This window comes from Actinokineospora baliensis (genome assembly GCF_016907695.1).
Classification (GTDB): Bacteria; Actinomycetota; Actinomycetes; order Mycobacteriales; family Pseudonocardiaceae; genus Actinokineospora; species Actinokineospora baliensis.
In genome coordinates, this window is sequence record NZ_JAFBCK010000001.1 from 2712277 (window position 1) to 2732466 (window position 20190).

A 20190-nucleotide genomic window follows, 5' to 3' on the forward strand; every position below is an offset into this window, starting at 1 on the left:
TCACACCTGCTCCAGGCTGAACCGCTCCCGCTCGGGATCGATCGCCAGGATCCGGACCGCCACGGCGGCGCCGACGGGCAGGGTCTGCCCGTGCACCAAACCGGTGAACCCCGCGTACTCGACCCACGAACCGAAGTCGACGGTGCCGGTGACGACGCCATCGATGACGTCACCCGGCTTGTGCTGGGATGTGAAATCTGACCACTTCATTGTTTCTCACCTCCTTCCGCCACAAGGGATCCATCGAGAACCTGTGGCGGAGGGGCGGGCCGCGGGCCCGCCGGGTGATCAAGCGGTCGCCGGGCGACCGTTCTGTGCGCGACGAATGTCGGACCCGGCAGTCATGGCGAAAATGCTAGCAGCACACGGGCCTGTTAGTCATGGGCCGGGTTGCAGGTCACCGATCCCAGCGTGATCGAGCCGCTGCCGGGGGCCGGGGGTCCCGCGGGGTCGGCGTCCGGGTAGAGCCAGATCTTGGCGGCGTGCACGGTGACCGAGCGGTCCGGGGCCTCGGCCTCGACGACGTCGTTGAGCACGACCTTGGCGATCGGCGGGTCCTCGGGGAAGAAGCCCGGGACGAGGATGGTGAGGTTCGGCGGGATCTCCTCCGGGACCTGCAGGCCGGTGATGCCGCCGAGGGTCACCGAACTGGTGACGCCGCCCTCGTCGTTGGTGGCGCACGAGACGGAGAAGGTGGCGATCTTGAGCGCCGGGATGCCCGCGACGTTCTCCCGGTTGAGCTGGAACTGGCGGCCGTTGACGGTGGCCGACGCCGAGCCGGTGGCCGGGTCGTAGGAGCAGGTGCTGCTGCCCATGCCGTAGCTGACCAGGCCCTTGTCGGAGGTCTGGCCGGTGGTGGTGCCGATGCCCGGGCCACCGGCGGCGCACGGCGCGAGCGGGCCGATGTCGATCGCCTCGGTGCCGACCAGCGCCATCGCCCCGCCGACCGTGCCGCTGCTGTCGGCGGGAACGCTGTCGGCGGCGACGCTGGCCGCGGCTGGTGCCGCGAGCGCGAGCAGGCTGGTCGCCGCCGCCAACACGCCAGTGCGCAGTGCCCTGACCGGTGACATGTCGAACTCCCTCCGCGAAGTGAACGATCCTCTCGTTCCGAGTGGATCGCGTGCGCGGGCCAGGTGCCAGGTGGGGGGCGAGAGTCACCCTGGAGAACCGGACCGCCACCCGGACAGGGGACACCGGCGGCCGGGTGGGACTGGGAACGGGACTGACGGGCCCCACGGGTACCGTCTCCGCCATGCCCGACTCCCTGCCCCCGCTGCGCGAGCTGCTCGCGACCGCGGTCGAGTCGGTCGGCGGGGCGGAGCGCACCGGTCAGGTCGAGATGGCCGAGGCGGTGCACGCCAGCATCCGCACCGGCGACCACCTCGCGGTCCAGGCGGGCACCGGCACCGGCAAGTCGCTGGCCTACCTGGTGCCCGCGATCCGGCACGCGGTCGCCAACGGCAAGTCCGTCGTGATCTCCACGGCCACCATCGCGCTGCAGCGCCAACTGGTCGACCGCGACCTGCCCCGGCTCGCCAAGGCCCTGGCCAAGCCCCTCAAGCGCACCCCGACCTTCGCCATCCTCAAGGGCAGGCGCAACTACCTGTGCCTGCACCGCCTGGACGGGCCCGCCGACGAGCCGGACGACCAGGTGCTGTTCGACCCGTTCGCGGTGTCGCGGCTCGGGCGCGAGGTCGGCAGGCTGCGCGAGTGGGCCAGCGACACCGAACTCGGCGACCGCGACGAACTCGTGCCCGGCGTGTCCGACCAGGCGTGGCGGCAGGTGTCGGTGTCGGCGCGCGAGTGCCTCGGCGCGTCGCGCTGCCCGATCGGCACCGACTGCTTCGCCGAGCGGGCGCGGGCCGAGGCGGGCAAGGCCGATGTGGTGGTCACCAACCACGCGCTGCTGGCCATCGACGCCCTGGGCACGGCCCAGGTGCTGCCCGAGCACGACGTGGTGATCATCGACGAGGCGCACGACCTGGTCGACCGGGTCACCTCGGTGGCCACCGGGGAGCTGTCGGCGACGGCGGTGTCGATCGCCGCGCGGCGGTCGGGGAAGCTGGTGACCGACGAGGTCGCCGACCGGCTCATCGAGGCTGGTGAAGGCCTCGCGATGCTGCTCTCGGAGGCGCCCGCGGGCCGGGTCGACGACCTGCCGGAGCCGGTGGCCGTCACGCTGCAGGCGATCCGCGACGCCGCGCACGGGTGCGTCACCGCGATCGGACCGGACCGCAAGGACGACCCCGAAGCGGCGACCTCGCGCAAGCTGGCACTCTCAGCGCTTGAAGAGGTCCACGACACCGCCGTGCGGATCCTGGAGGCGTTCGGCGCCGAGGACGGCAAGCTGCGCGACGTCGTGTGGGTGAGCGGGGACATCAACGCCGCCGGACCTCGACCGGTGTCGCTGCGGGTCGCGCCGCTCGGCGTGGCCGGGCTCCTGCGGGAGAAGCTCTTCGGCGAGAACACCACAGTGCTGACCTCGGCGACCCTGACCCTCGGCGGCACCTTCGACGCCCTGGCCAAGCAGTGGGGCCTGCCGGGCAAGCAGCGGGTGGGCGTCAAGGCCGAGGGAACGGCGACGGACAAGGAACCCACCGACGACATCCGGTGGAGCGGCATGGACGTCGGCTCCCCGTTCGACCACCCCAAGTCCGGCATCCTCTACACCGCGCGGCACCTCCCCCCACCAGGGCGCGACGGGCTCCCACCCGCGTACCTGGAAGAGCTGCGCGAACTGGTCACCGCGGCCGGTGGCCGCACACTGGGCCTGTTCTCCTCGATGCGCGCCGCCAAGCAGGCCACCGCCGAGTTGCGCAACAAGGTCGACGTCGACATCTTGTGCCAGGGCGACGACTCCACGGCCCTGCTGGTCAAGAAATTCGCCGAGAACCCGCCCACCTGCCTGTTCGGCACGCTGTCGCTGTGGCAGGGGGTGGACGTGCCGGGACCGTCGCTGACGCTGGTCGTGATGGACCGGATCCCGTTCCCCCGCCCGGACGACCCGCTGGCCTCAGCCAGGCAACGCGCCGTGGAGTCCAGGGGCGGCAACGGGTTCCTGACGGTCGCCGCCACGCACGCCGCGCTGCTGCTCGCCCAGGGCGCGGGCAGGCTGCTGCGGTCGATGGACGACAAGGGGGTGGTCGCGGTGCTCGACCCGCGCCTGGCCACCGCCCGCTACGGCGGGTTCCTGCGCGCGTCCCTGCCCCCCTTCTGGCCGACGACCGATCCCGAGGTCGTGCGGGCCGCGCTGCGCCGACTGGCGGCGGCGAGCTGAATGCAGTTCGAGATCCCTAGCGGAGGACGCGTGTCTGTCATTCCCGGCGACGGCTCTGCCATGCCCGACCGCGGCATCACCGTGGACGACACCGGCGTGCGCAGAACGCTGGCCGACGGCACCGAAGAGGCGGTGAGCTGGACCGACCTCGCGGAGGTCGCGATTCGGACGACGCCTGAGGGGCCGTGGAAGGAAGATGTGTTCTTCCTGCTGATGCGGGCTGGTGGGGGCGGGTGTGCGGTTCCTGCTGGGCATCCGTCGGCGGATGACCTGATGGCGCGGTTGCAGTCGCTGCCGAACTTTGACAATGACGCGTTTGTTGAGGCTATGACGACTACTGAGGATGGGCTGTTTGTGATCTGGCAGCGGTGATCTTCGGCTCACCTTCGGCATTGCGACCGGACCCGTGGTGGTCCAGTGTGCTCGATGGGGCGCGGTCGGCTTTGCGCTGGATCCGCGGTGGTCCGGGGTGCTCGATGGGGCGAACTTGTTTTGCGCGGGGCCCCTGCACCAGCCGTGGCAGGACCGCAAAAGCCGGGGCCGAAGAGCATGGCCCTGCAGCGAGGCAAGGCTACGACTGCCGCCACCCCACACAAAACAAGTCCGCCCCATCGAGCATTTCGGGTGGGCGGCTTCCGAGTGTCCAGTGGTTGCTACTGGCGTCGGGGTAGGGGCTCTGTACTTCGTGGAGTCAAGGGCGCCATTGGGCTATGACGGTGACTGTTCCTGGGGCTACTTCGGTGAAGCCGGCGTCGCGGACGGCTGTGGTGCGTTGGGTTTGCCAGGCTTTGTCGGGGTCTGGGCCGGGGTGGAGTTGGTGCCAGTGGGCGGTGGTGGGGGTGCGGACCGCGCAGTGGAAGTTGGTGGTGGACCAGGACTTCAGGTCGTCGGCGCGGTTGGTGGCGTGGAGCAGGGCGGCCAGCAGCATGGTGGCGTGGCCGACCTGGGCGGCGGCTTTGCCGACGGTCATGGGGACGTCGGGGTTGAGCCAGAGGATGGGGGTTTCGGGCGGGACTGGGCCGGGGGTGTCCTCGGGGAGTTCGCTGCCGGAGATTTGTAGGCGGGACAACACTTTTGGGGATTCGGCCACTAGGCCGGGGACCAGGGCGCGGGCTTCAGCGCCGTCCACGGAGATGGTGATGCCGGGGAGGTCTTGGACGGCTTCCCAATGAGCGCCACGGGCTCGGCGGGCGACTTTGCGGATGCGGCTGCGGACCCAGATGTCGACTTCGTTGTGCCAGGGGGCTTCTGGTGTAGCGGCGCGGTCGTCCAGGCAGACGGCGAGGGCGGCTGCGGCGGCGGCTTCCAGGAGCGGGGTGCGGGCTGGCTGGGGGTCGCGCTCGACGCGCAGGACTATGGGCATGGCGCGGACCAGGGCGGGGTCCTCGTCGCCGGTGTCGTTGGTGGCTTCGGCGGGCAGGCGCAGCCACGTGGCGTAGCGGGCGGCGAGGGGATCCAGGATGGTCATTGTGCGGCCAGCCTACTCGGGAACACCGACCGGGACGGGGGTCGCGGCGCGGGGCCTGTGGACAACCGGCTTCGGCGACGGGGTGCTGACCGCGCCCGCGCAGGCGGCGACCACGAGGCCGATTGCGGCGATGTCGGTGAGGGCGAGGGTCTGGTCCAGCAGGAAGAACCCCGCTGCGGCAGCGAGAGCGGGCGCCAGGCTGGTGAGGACGGCGAAGGTCGCGGGGGTGAGTTTGCGCAGTGCCAAGAGTTCCAGCGTGTAGGGCAGCGCGGACGCCAGCACGGCGACTGCCGTACCGATGACCAGGACGACCGGGTTGAGCAGCCGGGTTCCGGCGTCGGCGATCCCGACGGGCAGGCTGATCGCGGCGGAGACGGCGAGGGCCAGGGCGATTCCGTCGGTCTTCGGGAACCGGGAGCCGGAGCGGGCGGCGAGCAGGATGTAGCAGGCCCACAGCGCACCCGCGACGAGCACGAACCCGACCCCGATCGGGTCGAGTTCGTCGAACCCGCCGCGACCGAGCAGGGCAACGCCACCAGCGGCCAGCGCGGCCCACATCCAGCTACTCGCCCGCTTCGACGCAACCACAGACAGCGTAAGAGGGCCGAGCACCTCTAGAGCGACAGCCGCGCCAAGAGGGATGCGGGCGATGGCTTGGTAGAAGCACAGGTTCATGCACGCGAGCACGGCGCCGAAGCCCAAGATGACCTGCCAGTCCGCTCGGCGGTAGCCGCGTACTTTCGGCCTGCAGATCAAGCACATCAGCACGGCGCCCAGGCCGAGCCGCAGCCCGACCATGCCCGCCGCCCCGGCCTGCGGGAACACCCGCGCGGCCAACGCGGCACCGACCATCTGCGACACCAGCGCGCCCAACACCAGGCCAACACCCACGGCGTCCCCGCCTCGCTCATTGCTCACGGCACCGACGCTACGGACGCGAAATCCGCAGGTGAAATGCTATTCCAGCAGCGGTTATGCTCTACAGACATGACCGTGGAGTTGCGGCACCTGCGGGCCTTCCTGGTGATCGCCGAGGAAGGCAACATCACCCGCGCGGCGGCCCGGCTGCACACGGGTCAACCCGCGTTGTCGCGCACGCTGCAGGCCCTGGAGTCGCACCTGGGCGTGCGGCTGGTCGACCGCTCCACCCACCACTTGCGACTGACCGACGCGGGCCGGGACTTCCGCGCTCGGGCCGCCACAGCGGTCGCGGCGGTCGACGCGGCACTCGACCCGGCCAGAGCGGGGACCTGGCCGCTGCGCCTAGGCCATTCCTGGTCCGCCTTGGGTCAACACACGGCGACGGTCCTGCGGCTGTGGCACCGAGCCCACCCCAAGATGCCGCTGGAGCTGTTGCGCATGGACGACCGGTCGGCAGGGCTGGCGTCCGGTCGGGTCGACGCCGCCCTGGTCCGGGCCCCCTTGCGAAGCCCCGGCGTCCGCAGCACCCACCTCTACGACGAACCCCGAGTAGCCGCCGTCTCCGCCGACAGCCCCCTGGCCGACCGCGACACCCTCACCCTCGCCGACCTGGCCACCCACCCCGTCATCGTCAACCCCGCCACCGGCACCACCACCGTCGGCCTGTGGGGCGCGACCCACCGCCCCACCACGGTCCTGGAGGTCGACAACACCGACGACTGGCTCGCGGCCATCGCCGCCACCCAAGGAGTCGGTGTCAGCTCCGCCGCCACCGCCACCATCCACCCCTTCCCCGGCGTCACCTACAAACCCCTCACCGACGCCCCCGCCCTCCCCCTCCACCTGGCCTGGAACGACCCGCCGAGCCACCCGGCGGTCACCGACCTGGCCGCCTTCATCCGGCGGGTCGCACAACCCGCGGGTTGAGCTCCCCCGGACACTCCTGGTCGCATGAACCTCGGAATAATCTCGTGTATTATCGGCGAGGTGAGTGACTCGCTGTGGCCGGACGAGCCGGGGGTGAACCCTCAGGTGCTGGTCGCGGCCCGAGAAGCGCTCGGGTGGACGCAAGGGCAGTTGGCCGATCGGCTGAGTGAGCTGTCCGGGGCGCGGCCGAAGATCAGCCAGGGGTACGTGTCCCGCGTCGAGAAGGGGGTCTTGTCCGCGCAGGCGGACCGGGCCGAGTTGTTCGCAGCGGCGCTGGGGTGCACGGTAGACCTCCTCGTCAGCGAAGCGAAGCTGTGGTCGCTGGGTGATGGGTGCCTCTACCACCGCAATCGCACTTCGACGAAGTCATCAACTTTGCGCAGGCTGCACGCCCAGGTGAACCTGGTGCGGCTCGCTCTGCACCGGCTCGCGGCCGCGGTCGGGGTTGAACTCCCCGTGTTCGACATGACCCCGATGCCGGTCGGTGGTCTTTACGGGCCCAGCGACGCGGCCAGGGCGGTGCGGGAGTCGTTGGGGCTGGGCAAGGGCGCCGTTGAGTCGGTCACTGGCGTCGCAGAACGGCTCGGCGTGCTGGTCGTCCCGATGTCGTTGGGGGGCCGGGAAGTCGACGCGACAAGCCTCCACCCGCCGGGTGAGGCGCCGATTTTCGTGGTCAACACCGATGCGCCCACGGACCGCCAGCGGTTCACCCTCGCGCACGAACTCGGCCACCTCGTCTGCGCACCCGAGGTGGACCTCGATGTGGAGGAGATGGCGCAGGCCTTCGCCGCCGAACTGCTCGCGCCCGCCCGAGAGGTGCGAGTCGACCTGGCCGCTGCCCCGATCACGCCCGCCCGACTGCTCCAGTTGAAATCGGTGTGGCGGGTCTCGGCCGCCGCCTTGTTGCGGCGCGCCGTTGATCTCGCGGTGGTCACCGACTCGCGGTACCGCACGGTGAGCGCGCAGATGTCCGCGTTGGGGTGGCGGTCGACCGAACCGGACCCACTGCCGCGGGAGCGAACTCGGGTCGTCCCCGCCCTGCTGGCGTCTTCGGTGGCCGACCTCGGTGGGCCACGAGCGGCGGCAGGCGTCGCAGGTGCTCCGCTCGAGGTGCTGCGAGGAGCTTTCGGTGTTGGCTTGGTTGACGGGGAGCCTTCGGAAGGGAGTGGGACGTGACCGATGCGGATGCTCTTGCGGTGAGTCTGGCCACGAGGACTGGCCCGATCCGGCCCGGTGGACCCCACGACGACCTGTACGACCGCATGCTCGTCTACACCCGACCCCAGCAGGTTTCGGCCGTCCTTCCGCACTTGAGTGCTGCTCGTGGCGGTTTGGTTCTCGCGGGTGCCAACGTGTATCGCCGTGCTCGGAAGCTGCGGGATGGCGGGTTCGTCGGTCCGTTGCTGATTGATCCGGCTGAGTACGAGACGACTTTTGCCACGCCCGGGCAGCCGTTCGTCGGACCTACCGGCTGCCTTCTGGTACCCCCCTTGTCTGAATTGCTTGACCGTCAACGCTTGGCAGGCGCTACAGCCGTGCTGACTCCCACCGGATACATCGCGGCGGGTGAGGTCGACACTCTCCGCGCCGCGGTTCGCCAAGTGCGGGCACTGGGACGCGACGACGTCATCTTCGTCGTCCCGATGGACATCTCGTTGCTCGGTCGTGCGTTCTTCGCCCAGACCAAAGCCATCCTCGCGGCGGCCGGATGTCCGATCGCGCCGATCTTGGGCGGGCAGTTCGACCCCATCGGCCATGATCCGAAGCGGGTCATCCCGAACTTGCGCGAGCTCGCGGCTGCGGTCCCCCTGCTCCCGTTGCGCACGGATTTCAACGCGTTCGACCTGATGGCGCACGGCGCGTTCGCGGCAGCGATCGGCACGGGTGGGTCAGTTCGCCACACCGTGAGCCCAGCCGAGAAGCCCAAGTCCTTCGGTGGCGGCAAGGACAGGTCGCCGAGCGTGCTCTTTCCCGAACTGGCGTGCTGGTGGCGGGGTAGCAAGATCGCCACACTCTACGGTGCCCGCCCGAACATCGCCGCTCGCTGCCCCTGTGCGGTGTGCGGGCAGCGCAGGCTGACCCGGTTCACCGGACAGGCGCACCAGAACGAGGCGCTGGCACACGCCGTCGCGGTGTGGTCCGGCTGGGCGGACGACATGCTCGCCGCCACCTCCATGAACGGCCGGGCGCAGTACTGGCGAAACGTGTGCGCGGGAGCGGTGCACCACCACGAGATGATCGCTACCCAGCTCGGTAGGCTTGAGCCGCTCGAACCGCAGAAAGCATTGCGGCACTGGGCCGAACTCCCGTTGTGGCCAAGCGACACCGCAGCCGTGCGGTAGCGGTCAACCGGCCAGCTCGTGGAAGATTGCCTCGCTGAACCACCATGCTGCCGCGGTCGGTTGCCAATCGGCCACGGCCTCCGGTTCGACGATGACCTCGGCCTCTCGGCCGAAGCTCACAGCGAGCCCGACCCCACCCCGACGTGCGAGCGCCACCGCTGGGCCGATGTCCTCCGGCGCCGACCGCAGAAGCGTGAGGCGCGAGCAGTAGGCCGCGAACCTGGACGCGCGCAGGAGGCCAGTGCGCCAGTGGTCGGTCCGGACGATCGCCAGCAGCGGGTTGAGGACTGGGACTGCCGCTCGCACGACCTGCCCGTCGCCGATGTCGACCACACCAGGTGGCATCCGGCGCAGCGCCGCCCGGGTGGTCGCGTCCAGCGACCCCATCGGGACCGGCAGACCGGCCGGAAGTGTCATGAGCGTGTCGATGAGGTTCAGATCATGGAGTCCGGACAGCCCGTGGGCGGCCCTGCGTCCGCGCTCGTGGTCGTCTACCTGGCAGGCGAACCAGGCGCTGGTGTCGAAAACCCGGGCTCGTACCCAGGTCAACCCCGGCCTGGCCCAAGCGGGCAGGAGGGTTGGTTCCAGGTGCGACAGCGCGGAGTAAGCGTTCAACGATCCACCCCGGCTACCCCAATCCGCTCCGCGAGCACCCATCTTCTCGCACGGGCCCGTGTCCCGCGCGATCAGCGCACGACTCAGCCTAGCGGAGTTCTGTCTGGTGAAGGGCCAATGTGGACAGTAGTGTTAGTGGTCCAAGGACACGACGCCGCCGCGGGCTTCTTCGTTGCGGCGGGTTTTGCTCCAGCCGTTCTGGCCGCGGACCAGGCGGGTCACCGCGCGCCAGGACGTGATGTAGAAGGTGTAGATGTACACGGCGTAGGCCAGGCCGTACCCCAGTGATCGCAGCAGGCCCTTGCCCGGTTCGCACCGCCGCCGGTAGATCGGGCCCCAGATCACGAAGGGCAGCAGGCCGAACGCCCCGTAGGTCAGGAACAGCAGCCACGCGCCGCCGGTGAACCACGACCACACGGCGTCGAAGTCGGTGGCGGCTCGCGCGCCGAGCAGCAGGAACGGGATCGGGTAGATCAGCGTTCCCAGCAGCTGCATCCAGGGCTGCGCCAGGTAGTAGAGCATCTCCGCCGCGCCGAGCGTGGACAGGTGGGTGGAGTCGAAGATCCGGCGGACGTAGCGGCCGCACTGCATCGTGCCCTGGCCCCAGCGGGTGCGTTGGGCCAGGAACCGGCGCAGGCTGTAGAGGGCTTCCTGGTCCACGTGCGTGTCCATGGTGAACCCGGTCTTCCAGCCCGCGGTCAGCAGGTGCACCCCGAGTTCGAAGTCCTCGAGCAGCGCGCCCCGCCACGGCCCCAGCGCGTGGGTGATCGAGTCGAGCGCGGACAGGCGGGTGAACTGGCCGTTGCCGCCCATGGCGATGGTGCCGGTCTTGCCGCGCGACATCTGGATGGCGGCGATGGCGCTGCGGAACTCCAGGTCCTGCATGCGCACCATGGCCTGGCCGAACTTGCGGGACCAGTAGGACCCCTCCGGCGGGGCGGTTCCCCGGTTGCTCATCCGGACGTCGACCTGGACGGCCCCCACCTTCGGGTCGCCGAAGAGGTGGTCGGCGGCGCAGACGGACAGGCAGTTGGCGGCGGGGCGGCCGTCGGCGTCCACCACGATGATGACGGCGCGGTCGGTGTCGGCGTGCTTGCCCATCCAGCTCTTGAGCGCCCGGTACGCGGAGTTGAGGGCCGCGCCCTTGCCGGTGCGGGCGTTGGGCAGCCTGCGGCAGACCAGGTGCAGCAGCCGGTCACCGCCGTGGCGGGGGCCTTGGAGCGCCCGCACCACGCCGACGGTGTCGTCGCCGGAGTCGTCGTCGATCACCCAGACGTGGGCGTGCGGGAAGGTGCCGCGCAGGTAGCGCACGGTGGCCCCGATGACGGCTTGCTCGTCGCGGCAGGGGACGAAGAAGTGCCACTCCAACCGGTGCGGGTCACCGGGGGCCGCGCGCCGGTGCCGCAGGTACGGGACCACGATCAGGCACACGTAGGTCATGAACGCGACGCTCATCGTCAGCGCCAGCGCCTGGGTGAAGCCGAGCAGCAGCGCGAGGTTCACCGCGTGGCCTGCCAGACGAACAGCACGAGGGCGGCCGCGCCGCCGATCACGCTGACCATCGAGCCCAGGAACGTGTGCCCCCAGTAGTAGCCCTGGTCGGTGCCGAGCCAGTCGATCAGGCCGACCAGGGTCAGCACGCGCAGCTGGTTGACCGCGATGACCACGGCGGTCGCCACGGCCAGCGCGCCGAGGACCCGGCCCGCGATGCGACCGCGCAACGCGATCATCACCGCCGCGATCACCAGCAGCGGCAGCACCAGGAACGCCGAGGTGCACTCCGGACTCATCCGCAGCCCGAACGCGGTGTCGGACCCGAGTCCGAAGTAGACGGTCTGTCGCTCGGGGACCAGGAGGACCCCGGACGAGGTGGTGATCCGCAGGATCCCGCTCGCCAGCGCCATCTCCGCGGTCCGGTACAGCCGGTTGCCGATCACCAGCGCCACCGCGAGCGCCAGCAGCGGCACCGCGATGAGCTTGGTCGTGGATCGGGGCACCGGCAGCGAGTGGGCCTGCGCCACCGCTGCTCCTTCCTTGCCCGTGCGTCGTTCACCCGACGCTCGTGGAATTCCATCGGCCACCCCACCACCAGGGCTGCATCCGCGATCCGGGTGATGTCGCACCGGGAATGGATGCACCCAGCGTCAGCGGAAATCCGAAACCGGGTCGTGATCCACACGATCGGGTTGCTTCCGGCCAGATGTGTGCTCTTTGCCCCCGGTGCCGGCGATACGCCCACCGCAAGCCCCGGTCCCCACCGCACTCCCGTGCGGATCTCGTGGGCGGCGACTCTCGAATCCCTTTGGAGGAAACGGATGTATCAGCGTTGGCTTCGCCGCGCCTGTGCCACGGGCGTGATCGCCGCGGTGGCGGTGTTGGCGGGCGCCACCCCGGCCGCCGCCGCCCCCGGCGACGGGTCCGCGTACGTGGCGAGCTCCGAGCTCGCGCTGCTCGGCCAGACCACGGCGAAGGTCGGTCCGCTGGCTCCCAGCAGCACCGAGGGCGTCACCTCCGCCCAGCTGGCGAGCCTGGACGTGGACGGCGTGGCGACCGCGGGGCTGGTGACCAGCGCTGCGAGCCGCGATGACCACACCGGTGTCGTGCACGCGGAGGCCAGCCTGGCCGACGTCTCCGTGCTGCTCTCCGAACTCGGCGACGTCGGGGCGATCAACGTCGCGTGCGATGCCACGCAGGCGGGCGTCACCGGTTCCACCACGCTGGCCGGGGTGGAGCTCAGCGTGGCGGACGTGCCGGTGGAGCCCGCTCCCAACACGACCATCGGCGTGCCGGGGGTCGCGACCCTGGTGCTCAACGAGCAGATCCGCCACGCCGACGGCAGCCTCACCGTCAACGGGATCCACCTGCGACTCAACGCGCTGGTCGGTGAAGGCGACCTCGTCCTGGGCAGCGCCACCTGCGGTGTCGCCGCCCCGCCGATGCCGATGGCCTCCGGCGCGGGGCTCTGGGCGGGCCTCGCCCTCCTCGCGCTGGTGGCTGTACCCGTTGGTGTCACGGCAATCCGGCGCCGTCGCGTCGACACGGCGTGAGCGGGGGGCCACCATGTACCGAGCACCCACCGGAGGTGCCGTTGGCGGCAGCGCGGGTCTGGCGATGACCGGCGCCGACGTCGGCTGGTGGATCGCGCTTGGCGTCGCCCTGCTGATCACCGGCTTCCTGCTGCTGCACGTCAACCGCCGCCGCGCCAGACGCGTGGCGGACTGATCCGAAGTGGATCCCGGGCGCGCCCACCCTCCCCACCGGTCCCGGGATCCACTTCTCCCACCCCGAGGAACCCAGCATGCGCAACGAAGTCCTGATCCTGGTCGGCACCAGACCGGAGGCGGTCAAGGCCGCGCCGGTCGCGCTCGCCGCCGCCGCCGCCGATCCCGACCTCGCCCCCTATGTCGTCCACAGTGGACAGCACCCCGGCATGGTCGAACAGGCCCTCGCCCCGTTCGGCCTCGGCCCGGACGAGGTGATGGTCGTCGACCGCCCCGCGGGTGGTCAGGCCGAGCTGCTCGGCGGACTCCTGCCCCGGCTCGACGCGATCCTGGCTCGCCGCGACCCCGGTGTCCTCTTGGTGCAGGGCGACACCACTACGACTCTCGCGGGCGCTCTAGCCGCGTTCTGGCGCGGCATTCCCGTGGTGCACTTGGAAGCGGGTTTGCGCACCGGTGACCTCGCGGCACCCTTCCCCGAAGAGGCCAACCGGCAGATGGTCGCCAGGATTGCCGCGCTGCACCTGGCCCCCACCGAGGACGCCGCCGCCGCTCTGCGGGCCGAAGCCATCCCCGCCACCGCGATCGAGGTCACCGGCAACACCGTCGTCGACGCCGTGCACCACATCGCCGCGGTCGACCTCCCGGCCGCGAGCGCGCCCCTCGCTCGGCTGGAGCGCGACCTCGACGGCACCGGCGGCAGGCTGGTCCTGGTGACCGTGCACCGCAGGGAATCCTGGGGTGCGCCGCTGGCCGGGATCCTCGGCGCGGTCCGCACCCTGGCCGACCGGCACAGCGATGTCCGGGTCCTCCTGCCCGCCCACCCCAACCCGGAGGTGCGCGCCCAGGTCGCTTCCGCGCTCGGCGGTCACCCCGGCATCGTGGTCACCGATCCGCTCGACTACCCCGACCTCGTGCGCGCGCTGCGCCGGGCGGCCCTGGTGATCACCGATTCCGGTGGTATCCAGGAGGAAGCCCCCAGCTTCGGCGTCCCGGTCTTGGTCACCCGCGACGTCACCGAACGCATGGAGGCCGTCCGCGCGGGCTGCGCGCGCCTGGTCGGCACCGACCGCGGCACGCTGCTCGGGGAGGCCGAGCGGATCCTCGTCACCGGGCAGCGCGTGCCCGACACCGCCAACCCGTTCGGCGACGGGCGCGCCGCCGGACGGGTCTGCGCGGCGTTGAGCAGACTGCTCGCCGGTCAGCCGACCGTCGGCGTCCCGACGAGGGTGACGTTGGCGGCACGCAAACCCACGAGTGCTTTCTCGACGGTGGCCGCCGCGACCCCGGCGGTCAGCTCGAGCAGGACGGTGGTGGCGAACCCGGCCGTCGCCGCGTCGATGGCGGTCGCGCGCACGCAGTGATCGGTCGCGATCCCCACGACGTCCACCCGGTCGACCCCGCGCTCCCGGAGCCAATCGGCTAGCGACACCTCTGCGGGCCCTACGCCCTCGAACCCCGAGTAGGCCGCGGCGTAGGCGCCCTTGGAGAACACCGCCTCGATCGGCGCGACATCCAGCGCGGGGTGGAACGAGGCACCCGACGTGTCGACGACGCAGTGCACCGGCCAGCTGTCGACGTAGTCCGGGGAATCGCTGAAGTGCGCGCCCGGGTCGATGTGGAAGTCCCGGGTGGCGACCACGTGGTCGTAGTTCGACGACGCGACGTGCGCGGAGATCGCCGCGGCTACCGCGGCGCCGCCGGTCACGGCCAGCGACCCGCCCTCGCAGAAGTCGTTCTGCACGTCGACGACGATCAACGCGGACTTGCCCAAGTCGCTCATCACTGCTCCAGGTACACGGTGGGGATGGCGGGTTCGCCCGCGGACAGCTTCAGGCCCTCCCAGGGGAGGCTGACCAGTCCCTTGCGCACCCGGTTCCGGCTGTCCTCCAGCGTGGGCAGTTCGGCCACCTGTTGTCCACCGCGCATCAGGGGGATCTGCAGGAGCCGGTCGTGCTCGCCGAGTTCGGGGGCGGGCCCGTTGGCCGAGTAGACGACCTCTTCCAGCGCGGTGCCGGTCGGCTTGTGCCTGCGCAGCGCCGACTTCCGGCCGCCGCGCGACTCCTTGTGCGAGCTGCGCTTGGCCACCGGCCGCCCCTCCACCTCGACCAGCTTGTAGACCATCCCCGCGGTCGGGGCGCCGGAGCCGGTCACCACCGAGGTGCCCACCCCGTAGGCGTCCACCGGCTCGGCCCGCAGCGACGCGATCGCGTACTCGTCCAGATCACCGGACACCACGATCCTGGTCTCGGTGGCGCCTAGACCGTCGAGTTGTTCGCGGGCCTGCCTTGCGAGCACGCCCACGTCACCGGAGTCGATGCGGATCGCGCCGAGACCGGTCCCGGCGACCTCCACCGCGGTCGCGATGCCCTGCGTGATGTCGTAGGTGTCCACGAGCAGGGTCGTGCTGACCCCCAGCGCGGAGACCTGCGCGGCGAACGCGGCGCGCTCGTCGTCGTGCAGCAGCGTGAACGCGTGCGCACAGGTGCCCGACGTCGGGATGCTGTAGGCGCTGCCCGCGGCCAGGTTGGACGTCGTGGAGAACCCGGCGATGTAAGAGGCCCTGGCAGACGAGATCGCGGCGACCTCGTGCGTGCGCCTAGAGCCCATCTCGATGATGGGTCGCCCGTTCGCCGCCCCGGCCATCCGCGCCGCCGCGGACACGATCGCGCTGTCGTGGTTGAGGATCGACAGGACCACCGTCTCGAGGATCACGGCATCGGCGAAGCTGCCGGTCACGGTCAGCACGGGGGAGCCGGGGAAGAACAACTCGCCCTCGGGGTAGCCGTCGACGTCGCCGCTGAAGCGGTAGTCGGCCAGCCACGCGAGGGTGGTGTCGTCCACGACCGAGTTGTCCCGCAGGTGCGCCAGTTCGGCCTCGCCGAACCGGAACGCGGTGATCGCCTCGACGACGCGGGCGGTCCCGCCGACCACCCCGTAGCGGCGGCCGTCGGGCAGCCTGCGGGTGAACACCTCGAACACGCACCCGCGAGCCGCGGTGCCGTCGGCCAGCGCCGCCGCCAGCATGGTCAGCTCGTAATGGTCGGTCAACAGCCCGGTGCTGACCGGACCCACTCCACTGGCACCCGCGCGCTCACCCATGGTCAGAGCCTATGTCGTGTTTCCTCCCACCCCCGCCCCCACCTCGCCCAACCGGCCCGACGACCGCCCTGACCGGCCGCCACACCACGATCGGTGATCGGATACTCCGATCGAATGAAGATCCGCCGGTGTGGAGGAAACCGGTCATGCCACCATTGACCCATGACCGCAGCCGTCGACATGGAGCAGACGCAGGCGACGCCGTCGGGCTCGGAGGTGGTAGCCGAGGACCGGCCGTGGCAGACCGTCGTGTGGAACGATCCGGTCAACCTGATGTCGTACGTGACCTACGTCTTCCAGAAGCTCTTCGGCTACAGCCGGGACCAGGCCACGAAGCTGATGCTCGACGTGCACCACGAGGGCAAGGCGATCGTGTCATCGGGCAGCAAGGACAAGGTCGAGGCCGACGTGGCGAAGCTGCACGCGGCGGGCCTCTGGGCGACGATGGAACACACCTCGTGAAACCGTGGAAGCGCAAGGGCGAGCTCGTGCACGCCGACATCGATCGGCAGGAGGCCGCGGTGCTGCGCGGTCTGGTGTCGCAGATCGACGACATGCTGCGGGCGCGCATCGAAGAGACCCCGCAGGACGAGCTCGCCGAGCTGACCGGCATCCGCACCGGCCCGTCGACCTCGCCGGACGACCCGATCCTGTCGCGGCTGCTGCCGGACTTCCACCGGCTCGACGACGACAACCCGAGCAAGGCCGACCTCGACTCGGCCGCGGTGCTGCGCTCGCTGCACGAGCCGACGCTGCTCGACCTCAAGACCGGTGTCGCCGCGGTGGTCCTGGAGACCTGCCCGATGTACGGCGGCGGCATCCGGCTGTCGCTGGAGCAGGCCGACGCCTGGCTGTCGGCGCTCAACGACGTGCGGCTGGCCCTGGGCACCGCGATCGAGGTCACCGAGGACATGCCCGACGAGCTGCCCGACGACGACCCGCGCAGCCCGCACCTGTCGGTCTACCACTGGCTGACCTGGGTGCAGGAGTCGCTGGTCCAGGCGCTGTCGACGCCGTGACAGCGCCCCGGTGATCACCGATGTGCCCGGCGTCCGCGTCGGGCACCACCACCGGATCGGCGGCGGGTGGGCCACCGGCACCACCGTGGTCCTGTTCCCCGGGGGCACCGTCGGCGGTGTCGACTCCCGGGGCGGCGCGCCCGGCACCAGGGAGACAGATCTGCTCGCGCCGCAGAACCTGGTGGAGCGCGTTGACGCCGTGTGCCTGTCCGGTGGCAGTGCGTACGGCTTGGCCGCGGCCGACGGGGTCATGCGGTGGCTGGGGGAGCGCGGTGTCGGTTTCCCCGTGGGGCAACAGCCGCACGAGGTGGTGCCGATCGTGCCCGCCGCGGTGATCTTCGACCTGCCCCGCGGTGACTGGGGCAACTGGCCGACCGCCGACTTCGGGTACGCGGCCTGCGCCGCGGCGACCGACGGCCCGGTCGGGCAGGGCAGTGTCGGTGCGGGCGCCGGAGCCCGGGTCGGCTCGCTCAAGGGCGGCATCGGCACCGCGAGCACACGTGTGGGTCAGTTCACAGTGGCCGCGCTGGCCGTGGTCAACGCCCGCGGTGAGGCGGTCGACCTGTCCACCGGCCGCTTCTGGGCCGACGGCGACTTCCCGAACCCAGGGCGACCGGGCGAGGTCAGCCCGAGCGCCTCTGACCTCAACACCACAATCGGCGTCGTCGTCACCGATGCCGCGTTGGACAAGGCGGCCTGCTCCCGGCTGGCGATGTCCGCCCAACACGGCCTGGCCCGCGCGGTCCGCCCCTCGCACACCCTCTTCGACGGTGACACCATCTTCGCCGCCGCCACCGGTGCTATCCCGGTCAGCGGACCGGTCGAGCGGGACACGCTCTTCACGGCCGCCGCAGAGGTCTTCGCCACCGCTGTCGCCAATGGCACGCTCAACGCCACCACGGTCGGTGACCTGCGCGCCTATAGGCAGGTCTGGCCGTGAACTGCGGTCTCCCACACACTGGGAGGGGCGCACTCACCCCGTAGGATGGGGCCGTGCTGACGATCCGCCGAGACCTAGTGGACGCGATGGTGGCGCACGCCCGTCGCGACCACCCGGACGAGGCGTGTGGCGTCATCGCGGGCCCGGACGGGTCCGACCGGCCGGAGCGCTTCATCCCGATGCTCAACGCGGCCCGCTCGCCGACGTTCTACGAGTTCGACTCCGCGGACCTGCTGCGCCTCTACCGCGAGATGGACGCCAACGACGAGGTGCCGGTGGTCATCTACCACTCGCACACGGCCACCGAGGCCTACCCGTCGCGCACCGACGCCAAGATCGCCGCCGAACCGTTCGCGCACTACGTGCTGATCTCCACCCGCGACCCGCGCGAGCACGAGCTGCGCTCGTTCCGCATCGTCGACGGCGTGATCACCGAGGAACCGGTCGAGGTCGTCGAGTCATACCTGTTCGCCCACACCGGACCGGACGACGTCCCAGAGCAGTGAGTTCCCCCACGCCCCGGAATACCGGTGGCACGGGCGCGCGTCCTTTCCCCATGACCAGAGGCACACCCGGAGGTTGACCCATGGCCGTCACCGTCTCGATCCCGACCATCCTGCGCACCCACACCGGCGGCGAGAAGACCGTCCCGGCCGCGGGCGCGACCCTGGCCGAGGTCATCGACGACCTCGACGCCAACCACGGCGGCCTCAAGGCCCGCCTGGTCAAGGACGGCAGCCTGCACCGGTTCGTCAACGTCTACGTCAACGACGAGGACGTCCGCTTCGCCGGTGGCCTGGAGGCCAAGGTCGCCGACGGCGACAACGTGACCATCCTGCCCGCGGTGGCGGGCGGCGCGCGCTAGTACCGCACCGGTTGCTGGAGGGGGATCCGTGGCCCGCTACGACTCGCTGCTCGACGCGCTCGGCGACACACCGCTGGTCGGGCTGCCCCGGCTGTCCCCCAGCCCGTCGGTGCGGCTGTGGGCCAAGCTCGAGGACCGCAACCCGACCGGGTCGATCAAGGACCGCCCCGCGCTGGCCATGATCTCCGCGGCCGAGCGCGACGGCCGGTTGGCCCCCGGGGCGACCATCCTTGAGCCGACCTCGGGCAACACCGGCATCTCGCTGGCCATGGCCGCCAAGCTCAAGGGCTACGGCCTGGTCTGCGTGATGCCGGAGAACACCTCGGAGGAGCGCAAGCTGCTCCTGCAGGCCTACGGCGCCCGCATCGTCTTCTCGCCAGCGGCGGGCGGTTCCAACGAGGCCGTCCGCCGGGCGAAGGAACTGGCCGAGCAGCACCCGGACTGGGTCATGCTCTACCAGTACGGCAACCCGGACAACGCCGCGGCGCACTACACCGGCACCGGCCCGGAGATCCTGCGCGACCTGCCCTCGATCACCCACTTCGTCGCGGGCCTCGGCACCACCGGCACCCTCGTCGGCGTCGGGCGGTACCTGCGCGAGCAGAAGCCGGACATCCAGATCATCGCCGCCGAACCGCGGTACGGGGAGCTGGTCTACGGGCTGCGCAACCTCGACGAGGGTTTCGTCCCCGAGCTCTACGACCCGTCGGTGCTGACGGGCCGCTACTCCGTGGGCTCTTACGACGCCCTGCGCCGCACGCGCCAGTTGCTGGAGACCGAGGGCATCTTCGCGGGCATCTCCACCGGCGCCATCCTGCACGCCGCTCTTGCCGCCGCGGAGAAAGCCGCCGGGACCGGCGAAGAGGCTGATGTCGTCTTCATCGTCGCGGACGCCGGGTGGAAGTACCTGTCCACCGGCGCCTATAGCGGCACCATCGACGAAGCGTCCGACCGGTTGGACGGGCACCTCTGGGCCTGACGCTAGATTCTCCGGCCATGGTGGTTGAGGTCGTTCGCAGTGCTCAGGTGCCCGCGCCGATCGATCAGGTGTGGGCCGTTGTCTCCGACCCGGAGCGCGCACCGGACTGGTTCAGCTTCGCGGACCGGACCGAGGTGCTCTCCGGCGAGGGCGTGGGGCAGCGGCGCAGGCAGTTCGGCCGCTGGGGCCGGTTCCGCTCGGAGATCGACCAGGAGGTCACCGCCTTCGAGCCGCCGACGCTGATCGCCTGGAAGCACACCAAGGAGCGCATCGACGGCCGGGACTCGCCGACCTACGCGAAGTCGACCCGGTTCCGCATCGAGCTGGCGGCCGACGGCGAGCACACCACCGTGAGCCTGCGGACCGTGCAGGAACCCACCAACCTGGTGCGCGGTGTGCTGATGCGGCTGGTGGGCACCAAGGAGATCAAGCGGCGGATGGACGAGTCGCTGGCCAGGCTCGCCCGCGCTGTCGTCTCGGGGTGACCGGTCTCCGGGTGACCTCGGGGTTTCACCGG

23 protein-coding genes and 1 pseudogene are annotated in these 20190 nt (G+C 70.7%); 15 read left to right on the plus strand and 9 right to left on the minus strand.

Going from position 1 to position 20190, the window contains the following annotated elements; translation table 11 throughout:
* Nucleotides 1–210, minus strand: coding sequence for a S1 RNA-binding domain-containing protein (locus JOD54_RS12965; RefSeq protein WP_204450775.1), 210 nt, complete (start codon nucleotides 208–210; stop codon nucleotides 1–3).
* A 164-nt stretch (nucleotides 211–374) separates the two neighbouring features.
* Complete coding sequence (locus tag JOD54_RS12970) at nucleotides 375–1070, minus strand: choice-of-anchor P family protein (protein WP_204450776.1); 696 nt, start codon at nucleotides 1068–1070, stop codon at nucleotides 375–377.
* A 182-nt stretch (nucleotides 1071–1252) separates the two neighbouring features.
* Between JOD54_RS12970 and JOD54_RS12975 the strand changes: the two genes are divergently transcribed.
* Both JOD54_RS12975 and JOD54_RS12980 read left to right on the plus strand, forming a co-directional pair.
* Nucleotides 1253–3277 (plus strand): ATP-dependent DNA helicase, encoded by a 2025-nt coding sequence (locus tag JOD54_RS12975; protein WP_204450777.1) that lies wholly within the window; start codon nucleotides 1253–1255, stop codon nucleotides 3275–3277.
* Nucleotides 3278–3649: a hypothetical protein gene (locus tag JOD54_RS12980; protein WP_372440310.1), complete on the plus strand. Its 372-nt coding sequence runs from the start codon at nucleotides 3278–3280 to the stop codon at nucleotides 3647–3649. It abuts the gene before it with no gap.
* A 319-nt stretch (nucleotides 3650–3968) separates the two neighbouring features.
* Here the strand turns inward: JOD54_RS12980 and JOD54_RS12985 are convergent, their stop codons facing one another.
* Together JOD54_RS12985 and JOD54_RS12990 are read right to left on the minus strand one after the other, a co-directional pair.
* Entirely contained in the window at nucleotides 3969–4745 is a 777-nt protein-coding gene (locus tag JOD54_RS12985) for a peptidyl-tRNA hydrolase (RefSeq protein ID WP_204450778.1), read from the minus strand.
* Between the two features lie 12 nt (nucleotides 4746–4757).
* The gene (locus JOD54_RS12990; RefSeq protein ID WP_307859983.1) at nucleotides 4758–5663 is read right to left on the minus strand and encodes an EamA family transporter; all 906 of its coding nucleotides are present in this window, start codon (nucleotides 5661–5663) and stop codon (nucleotides 4758–4760) included.
* Nucleotides 5664–5732: 69 nt separating this feature from the next.
* Between JOD54_RS12990 and JOD54_RS12995 the strand changes: the two genes are divergently transcribed.
* From JOD54_RS12995 to JOD54_RS13005, 3 genes are read left to right on the plus strand one after another with little or no spacing between them, the layout of a single operon-like run.
* Complete coding sequence (locus JOD54_RS12995; protein ID WP_204450779.1) at nucleotides 5733–6593, plus strand: LysR family transcriptional regulator; 861 nt, start codon at nucleotides 5733–5735, stop codon at nucleotides 6591–6593.
* 60 nt (nucleotides 6594–6653) lie between these two features.
* Nucleotides 6654–7769 (plus strand): helix-turn-helix domain-containing protein, encoded by a 1116-nt coding sequence (locus tag JOD54_RS13000; RefSeq protein WP_204450780.1) that lies wholly within the window; start codon nucleotides 6654–6656, stop codon nucleotides 7767–7769.
* A complete protein-coding gene (locus JOD54_RS13005) occupies nucleotides 7766–8935 on the plus strand; it encodes a hypothetical protein (protein WP_204450781.1) in 1170 nt (389 codons plus the stop codon). Before JOD54_RS13000 ends, JOD54_RS13005 begins: the two co-directional genes overlap by 4 nt.
* A 3-nt stretch (nucleotides 8936–8938) precedes the next feature.
* Here JOD54_RS13005 and JOD54_RS13010 read toward each other — a convergent pair whose 3' ends face one another.
* The 3 genes from JOD54_RS13010 to xrtP form a co-directional block, all read right to left on the minus strand.
* A complete protein-coding gene (locus JOD54_RS13010) occupies nucleotides 8939–9550 on the minus strand; it encodes a hypothetical protein (RefSeq protein ID WP_204450782.1) in 612 nt (203 codons plus the stop codon).
* A gap of 132 nt (nucleotides 9551–9682) precedes the next feature.
* Complete coding sequence (locus JOD54_RS13015) at nucleotides 9683–11053, minus strand: XrtP-associated glycosyltransferase (RefSeq protein WP_504739767.1); 1371 nt, start codon at nucleotides 11051–11053, stop codon at nucleotides 9683–9685.
* Nucleotides 11050–11571 carry an exosortase P gene (gene xrtP, locus JOD54_RS13020; protein ID WP_307859985.1) on the minus strand — a complete coding sequence of 174 codons (522 nt, stop codon included), beginning with the start codon at nucleotides 11569–11571 and terminating at the stop codon, nucleotides 11050–11052. Before xrtP ends, JOD54_RS13015 begins: the two co-directional genes overlap by 4 nt.
* 294 nt (nucleotides 11572–11865) lie before the next feature.
* Between xrtP and JOD54_RS13025 the strand changes: the two genes are divergently transcribed.
* The 3 genes and pseudogenes from JOD54_RS13025 to wecB form a co-directional block, all read left to right on the plus strand.
* A complete protein-coding gene (locus tag JOD54_RS13025; protein WP_204450783.1) occupies nucleotides 11866–12597 on the plus strand; it encodes a choice-of-anchor protein CoaP in 732 nt (243 codons plus the stop codon).
* Between the two features lie 13 nt (nucleotides 12598–12610).
* Entirely contained in the window at nucleotides 12611–12772 is a 162-nt protein-coding gene (locus JOD54_RS13030) for an LAXTG motif-containing small protein (protein WP_204450784.1), read from the plus strand.
* A 76-nt stretch (nucleotides 12773–12848) separates the two neighbouring features.
* Nucleotides 12849–13964: pseudogene (gene wecB / locus JOD54_RS13035) on the plus strand (non-hydrolyzing UDP-N-acetylglucosamine 2-epimerase); the annotation flags it as partial.
* A gap of 5 nt (nucleotides 13965–13969) precedes the next feature.
* Here the strand turns inward: wecB and JOD54_RS13040 are convergent.
* Complete coding sequence (locus JOD54_RS13040) at nucleotides 13970–14551, minus strand: isochorismatase family protein (protein ID WP_239573366.1); 582 nt, start codon at nucleotides 14549–14551, stop codon at nucleotides 13970–13972.
* Complete coding sequence (locus JOD54_RS13045) at nucleotides 14551–15870, minus strand: nicotinate phosphoribosyltransferase (protein ID WP_204450786.1); 1320 nt, start codon at nucleotides 15868–15870, stop codon at nucleotides 14551–14553. Before JOD54_RS13045 ends, JOD54_RS13040 begins: the two co-directional genes overlap by 1 nt.
* Before the next feature lie 162 nt (nucleotides 15871–16032).
* On the opposite strand from JOD54_RS13045, the gene clpS reads away from it, so the two are divergent.
* The 7 genes from clpS to JOD54_RS13080 all read left to right on the plus strand — a co-directional run bounded on the left by clpS (nucleotide 16033) and on the right by JOD54_RS13080 (nucleotide 20158).
* The gene (gene clpS / locus JOD54_RS13050) at nucleotides 16033–16332 is read left to right on the plus strand and encodes an ATP-dependent Clp protease adapter ClpS (protein WP_204450787.1); all 300 of its coding nucleotides are present in this window, start codon (nucleotides 16033–16035) and stop codon (nucleotides 16330–16332) included.
* Nucleotides 16329–16889 (plus strand): DUF2017 domain-containing protein, encoded by a 561-nt coding sequence (locus JOD54_RS13055; protein WP_204450788.1) that lies wholly within the window; start codon nucleotides 16329–16331, stop codon nucleotides 16887–16889. Before clpS ends, JOD54_RS13055 begins: the two co-directional genes overlap by 4 nt.
* Before the next feature lie 10 nt (nucleotides 16890–16899).
* Nucleotides 16900–17829 carry a P1 family peptidase gene (locus tag JOD54_RS13060; RefSeq protein WP_204450789.1) on the plus strand — a complete coding sequence of 310 codons (930 nt, stop codon included), beginning with the start codon at nucleotides 16900–16902 and terminating at the stop codon, nucleotides 17827–17829.
* A 53-nt stretch (nucleotides 17830–17882) separates the two neighbouring features.
* A complete protein-coding gene (locus JOD54_RS13065) occupies nucleotides 17883–18335 on the plus strand; it encodes a M67 family metallopeptidase (RefSeq protein WP_307859986.1) in 453 nt (150 codons plus the stop codon).
* An 80-nt stretch (nucleotides 18336–18415) separates the two neighbouring features.
* The gene (locus JOD54_RS13070; RefSeq protein WP_204450790.1) at nucleotides 18416–18694 is read left to right on the plus strand and encodes a MoaD/ThiS family protein; all 279 of its coding nucleotides are present in this window, start codon (nucleotides 18416–18418) and stop codon (nucleotides 18692–18694) included.
* Between the two features lie 28 nt (nucleotides 18695–18722).
* The gene (locus JOD54_RS13075; protein ID WP_204450791.1) at nucleotides 18723–19673 is read left to right on the plus strand and encodes a PLP-dependent cysteine synthase family protein; all 951 of its coding nucleotides are present in this window, start codon (nucleotides 18723–18725) and stop codon (nucleotides 19671–19673) included.
* A gap of 17 nt (nucleotides 19674–19690) precedes the next feature.
* Nucleotides 19691–20158 (plus strand): SRPBCC family protein, encoded by a 468-nt coding sequence (locus JOD54_RS13080; RefSeq protein ID WP_204450792.1) that lies wholly within the window; start codon nucleotides 19691–19693, stop codon nucleotides 20156–20158.
* Nucleotides 20159–20190: the final 32 nt, after the last annotated feature.

Excerpts from the sequence above, each read along its gene's own strand:
- clpS (WP_204450787.1), top strand. The coding sequence starts at position 16,033 with ATGACCGCAGCCGTCGACATGGAGCAGACGCAGGCGACGCCGTCGGGC.
- JOD54_RS13080 (WP_204450792.1), top strand. The coding sequence starts at position 19,691 with ATGGTGGTTGAGGTCGTTCGCAGTGCTCAGGTGCCCGCGCCGATCGAT.
- JOD54_RS13070 (WP_204450790.1), top strand. The coding sequence starts at position 18,416 with ATGGCCGTCACCGTCTCGATCCCGACCATCCTGCGCACCCACACCGGC.
- JOD54_RS12970 (WP_204450776.1), bottom strand. The coding sequence starts at position 1,070 with ATGTCACCGGTCAGGGCACTGCGCACTGGCGTGTTGGCGGCGGCGACC.
- JOD54_RS12995 (WP_204450779.1), top strand. The coding sequence starts at position 5,733 with ATGACCGTGGAGTTGCGGCACCTGCGGGCCTTCCTGGTGATCGCCGAG.
- JOD54_RS13030 (WP_204450784.1), top strand. The coding sequence starts at position 12,611 with ATGTACCGAGCACCCACCGGAGGTGCCGTTGGCGGCAGCGCGGGTCTG.
- JOD54_RS12975 (WP_204450777.1), top strand. The coding sequence starts at position 1,253 with ATGCCCGACTCCCTGCCCCCGCTGCGCGAGCTGCTCGCGACCGCGGTC.
- JOD54_RS12980 (WP_372440310.1), top strand. The coding sequence starts at position 3,278 with ATGCAGTTCGAGATCCCTAGCGGAGGACGCGTGTCTGTCATTCCCGGC.
- JOD54_RS13045 (WP_204450786.1), bottom strand. The coding sequence starts at position 15,870 with ATGGGTGAGCGCGCGGGTGCCAGTGGAGTGGGTCCGGTCAGCACCGGG.
- JOD54_RS12985 (WP_204450778.1), bottom strand. The coding sequence starts at position 4,745 with ATGACCATCCTGGATCCCCTCGCCGCCCGCTACGCCACGTGGCTGCGC.
- JOD54_RS13040 (WP_239573366.1), bottom strand. The coding sequence starts at position 14,551 with ATGAGCGACTTGGGCAAGTCCGCGTTGATCGTCGTCGACGTGCAGAAC.
- JOD54_RS13025 (WP_204450783.1), top strand. The coding sequence starts at position 11,866 with ATGTATCAGCGTTGGCTTCGCCGCGCCTGTGCCACGGGCGTGATCGCC.
- JOD54_RS12965 (WP_204450775.1), bottom strand. The coding sequence starts at position 210 with ATGAAGTGGTCAGATTTCACATCCCAGCACAAGCCGGGTGACGTCATC.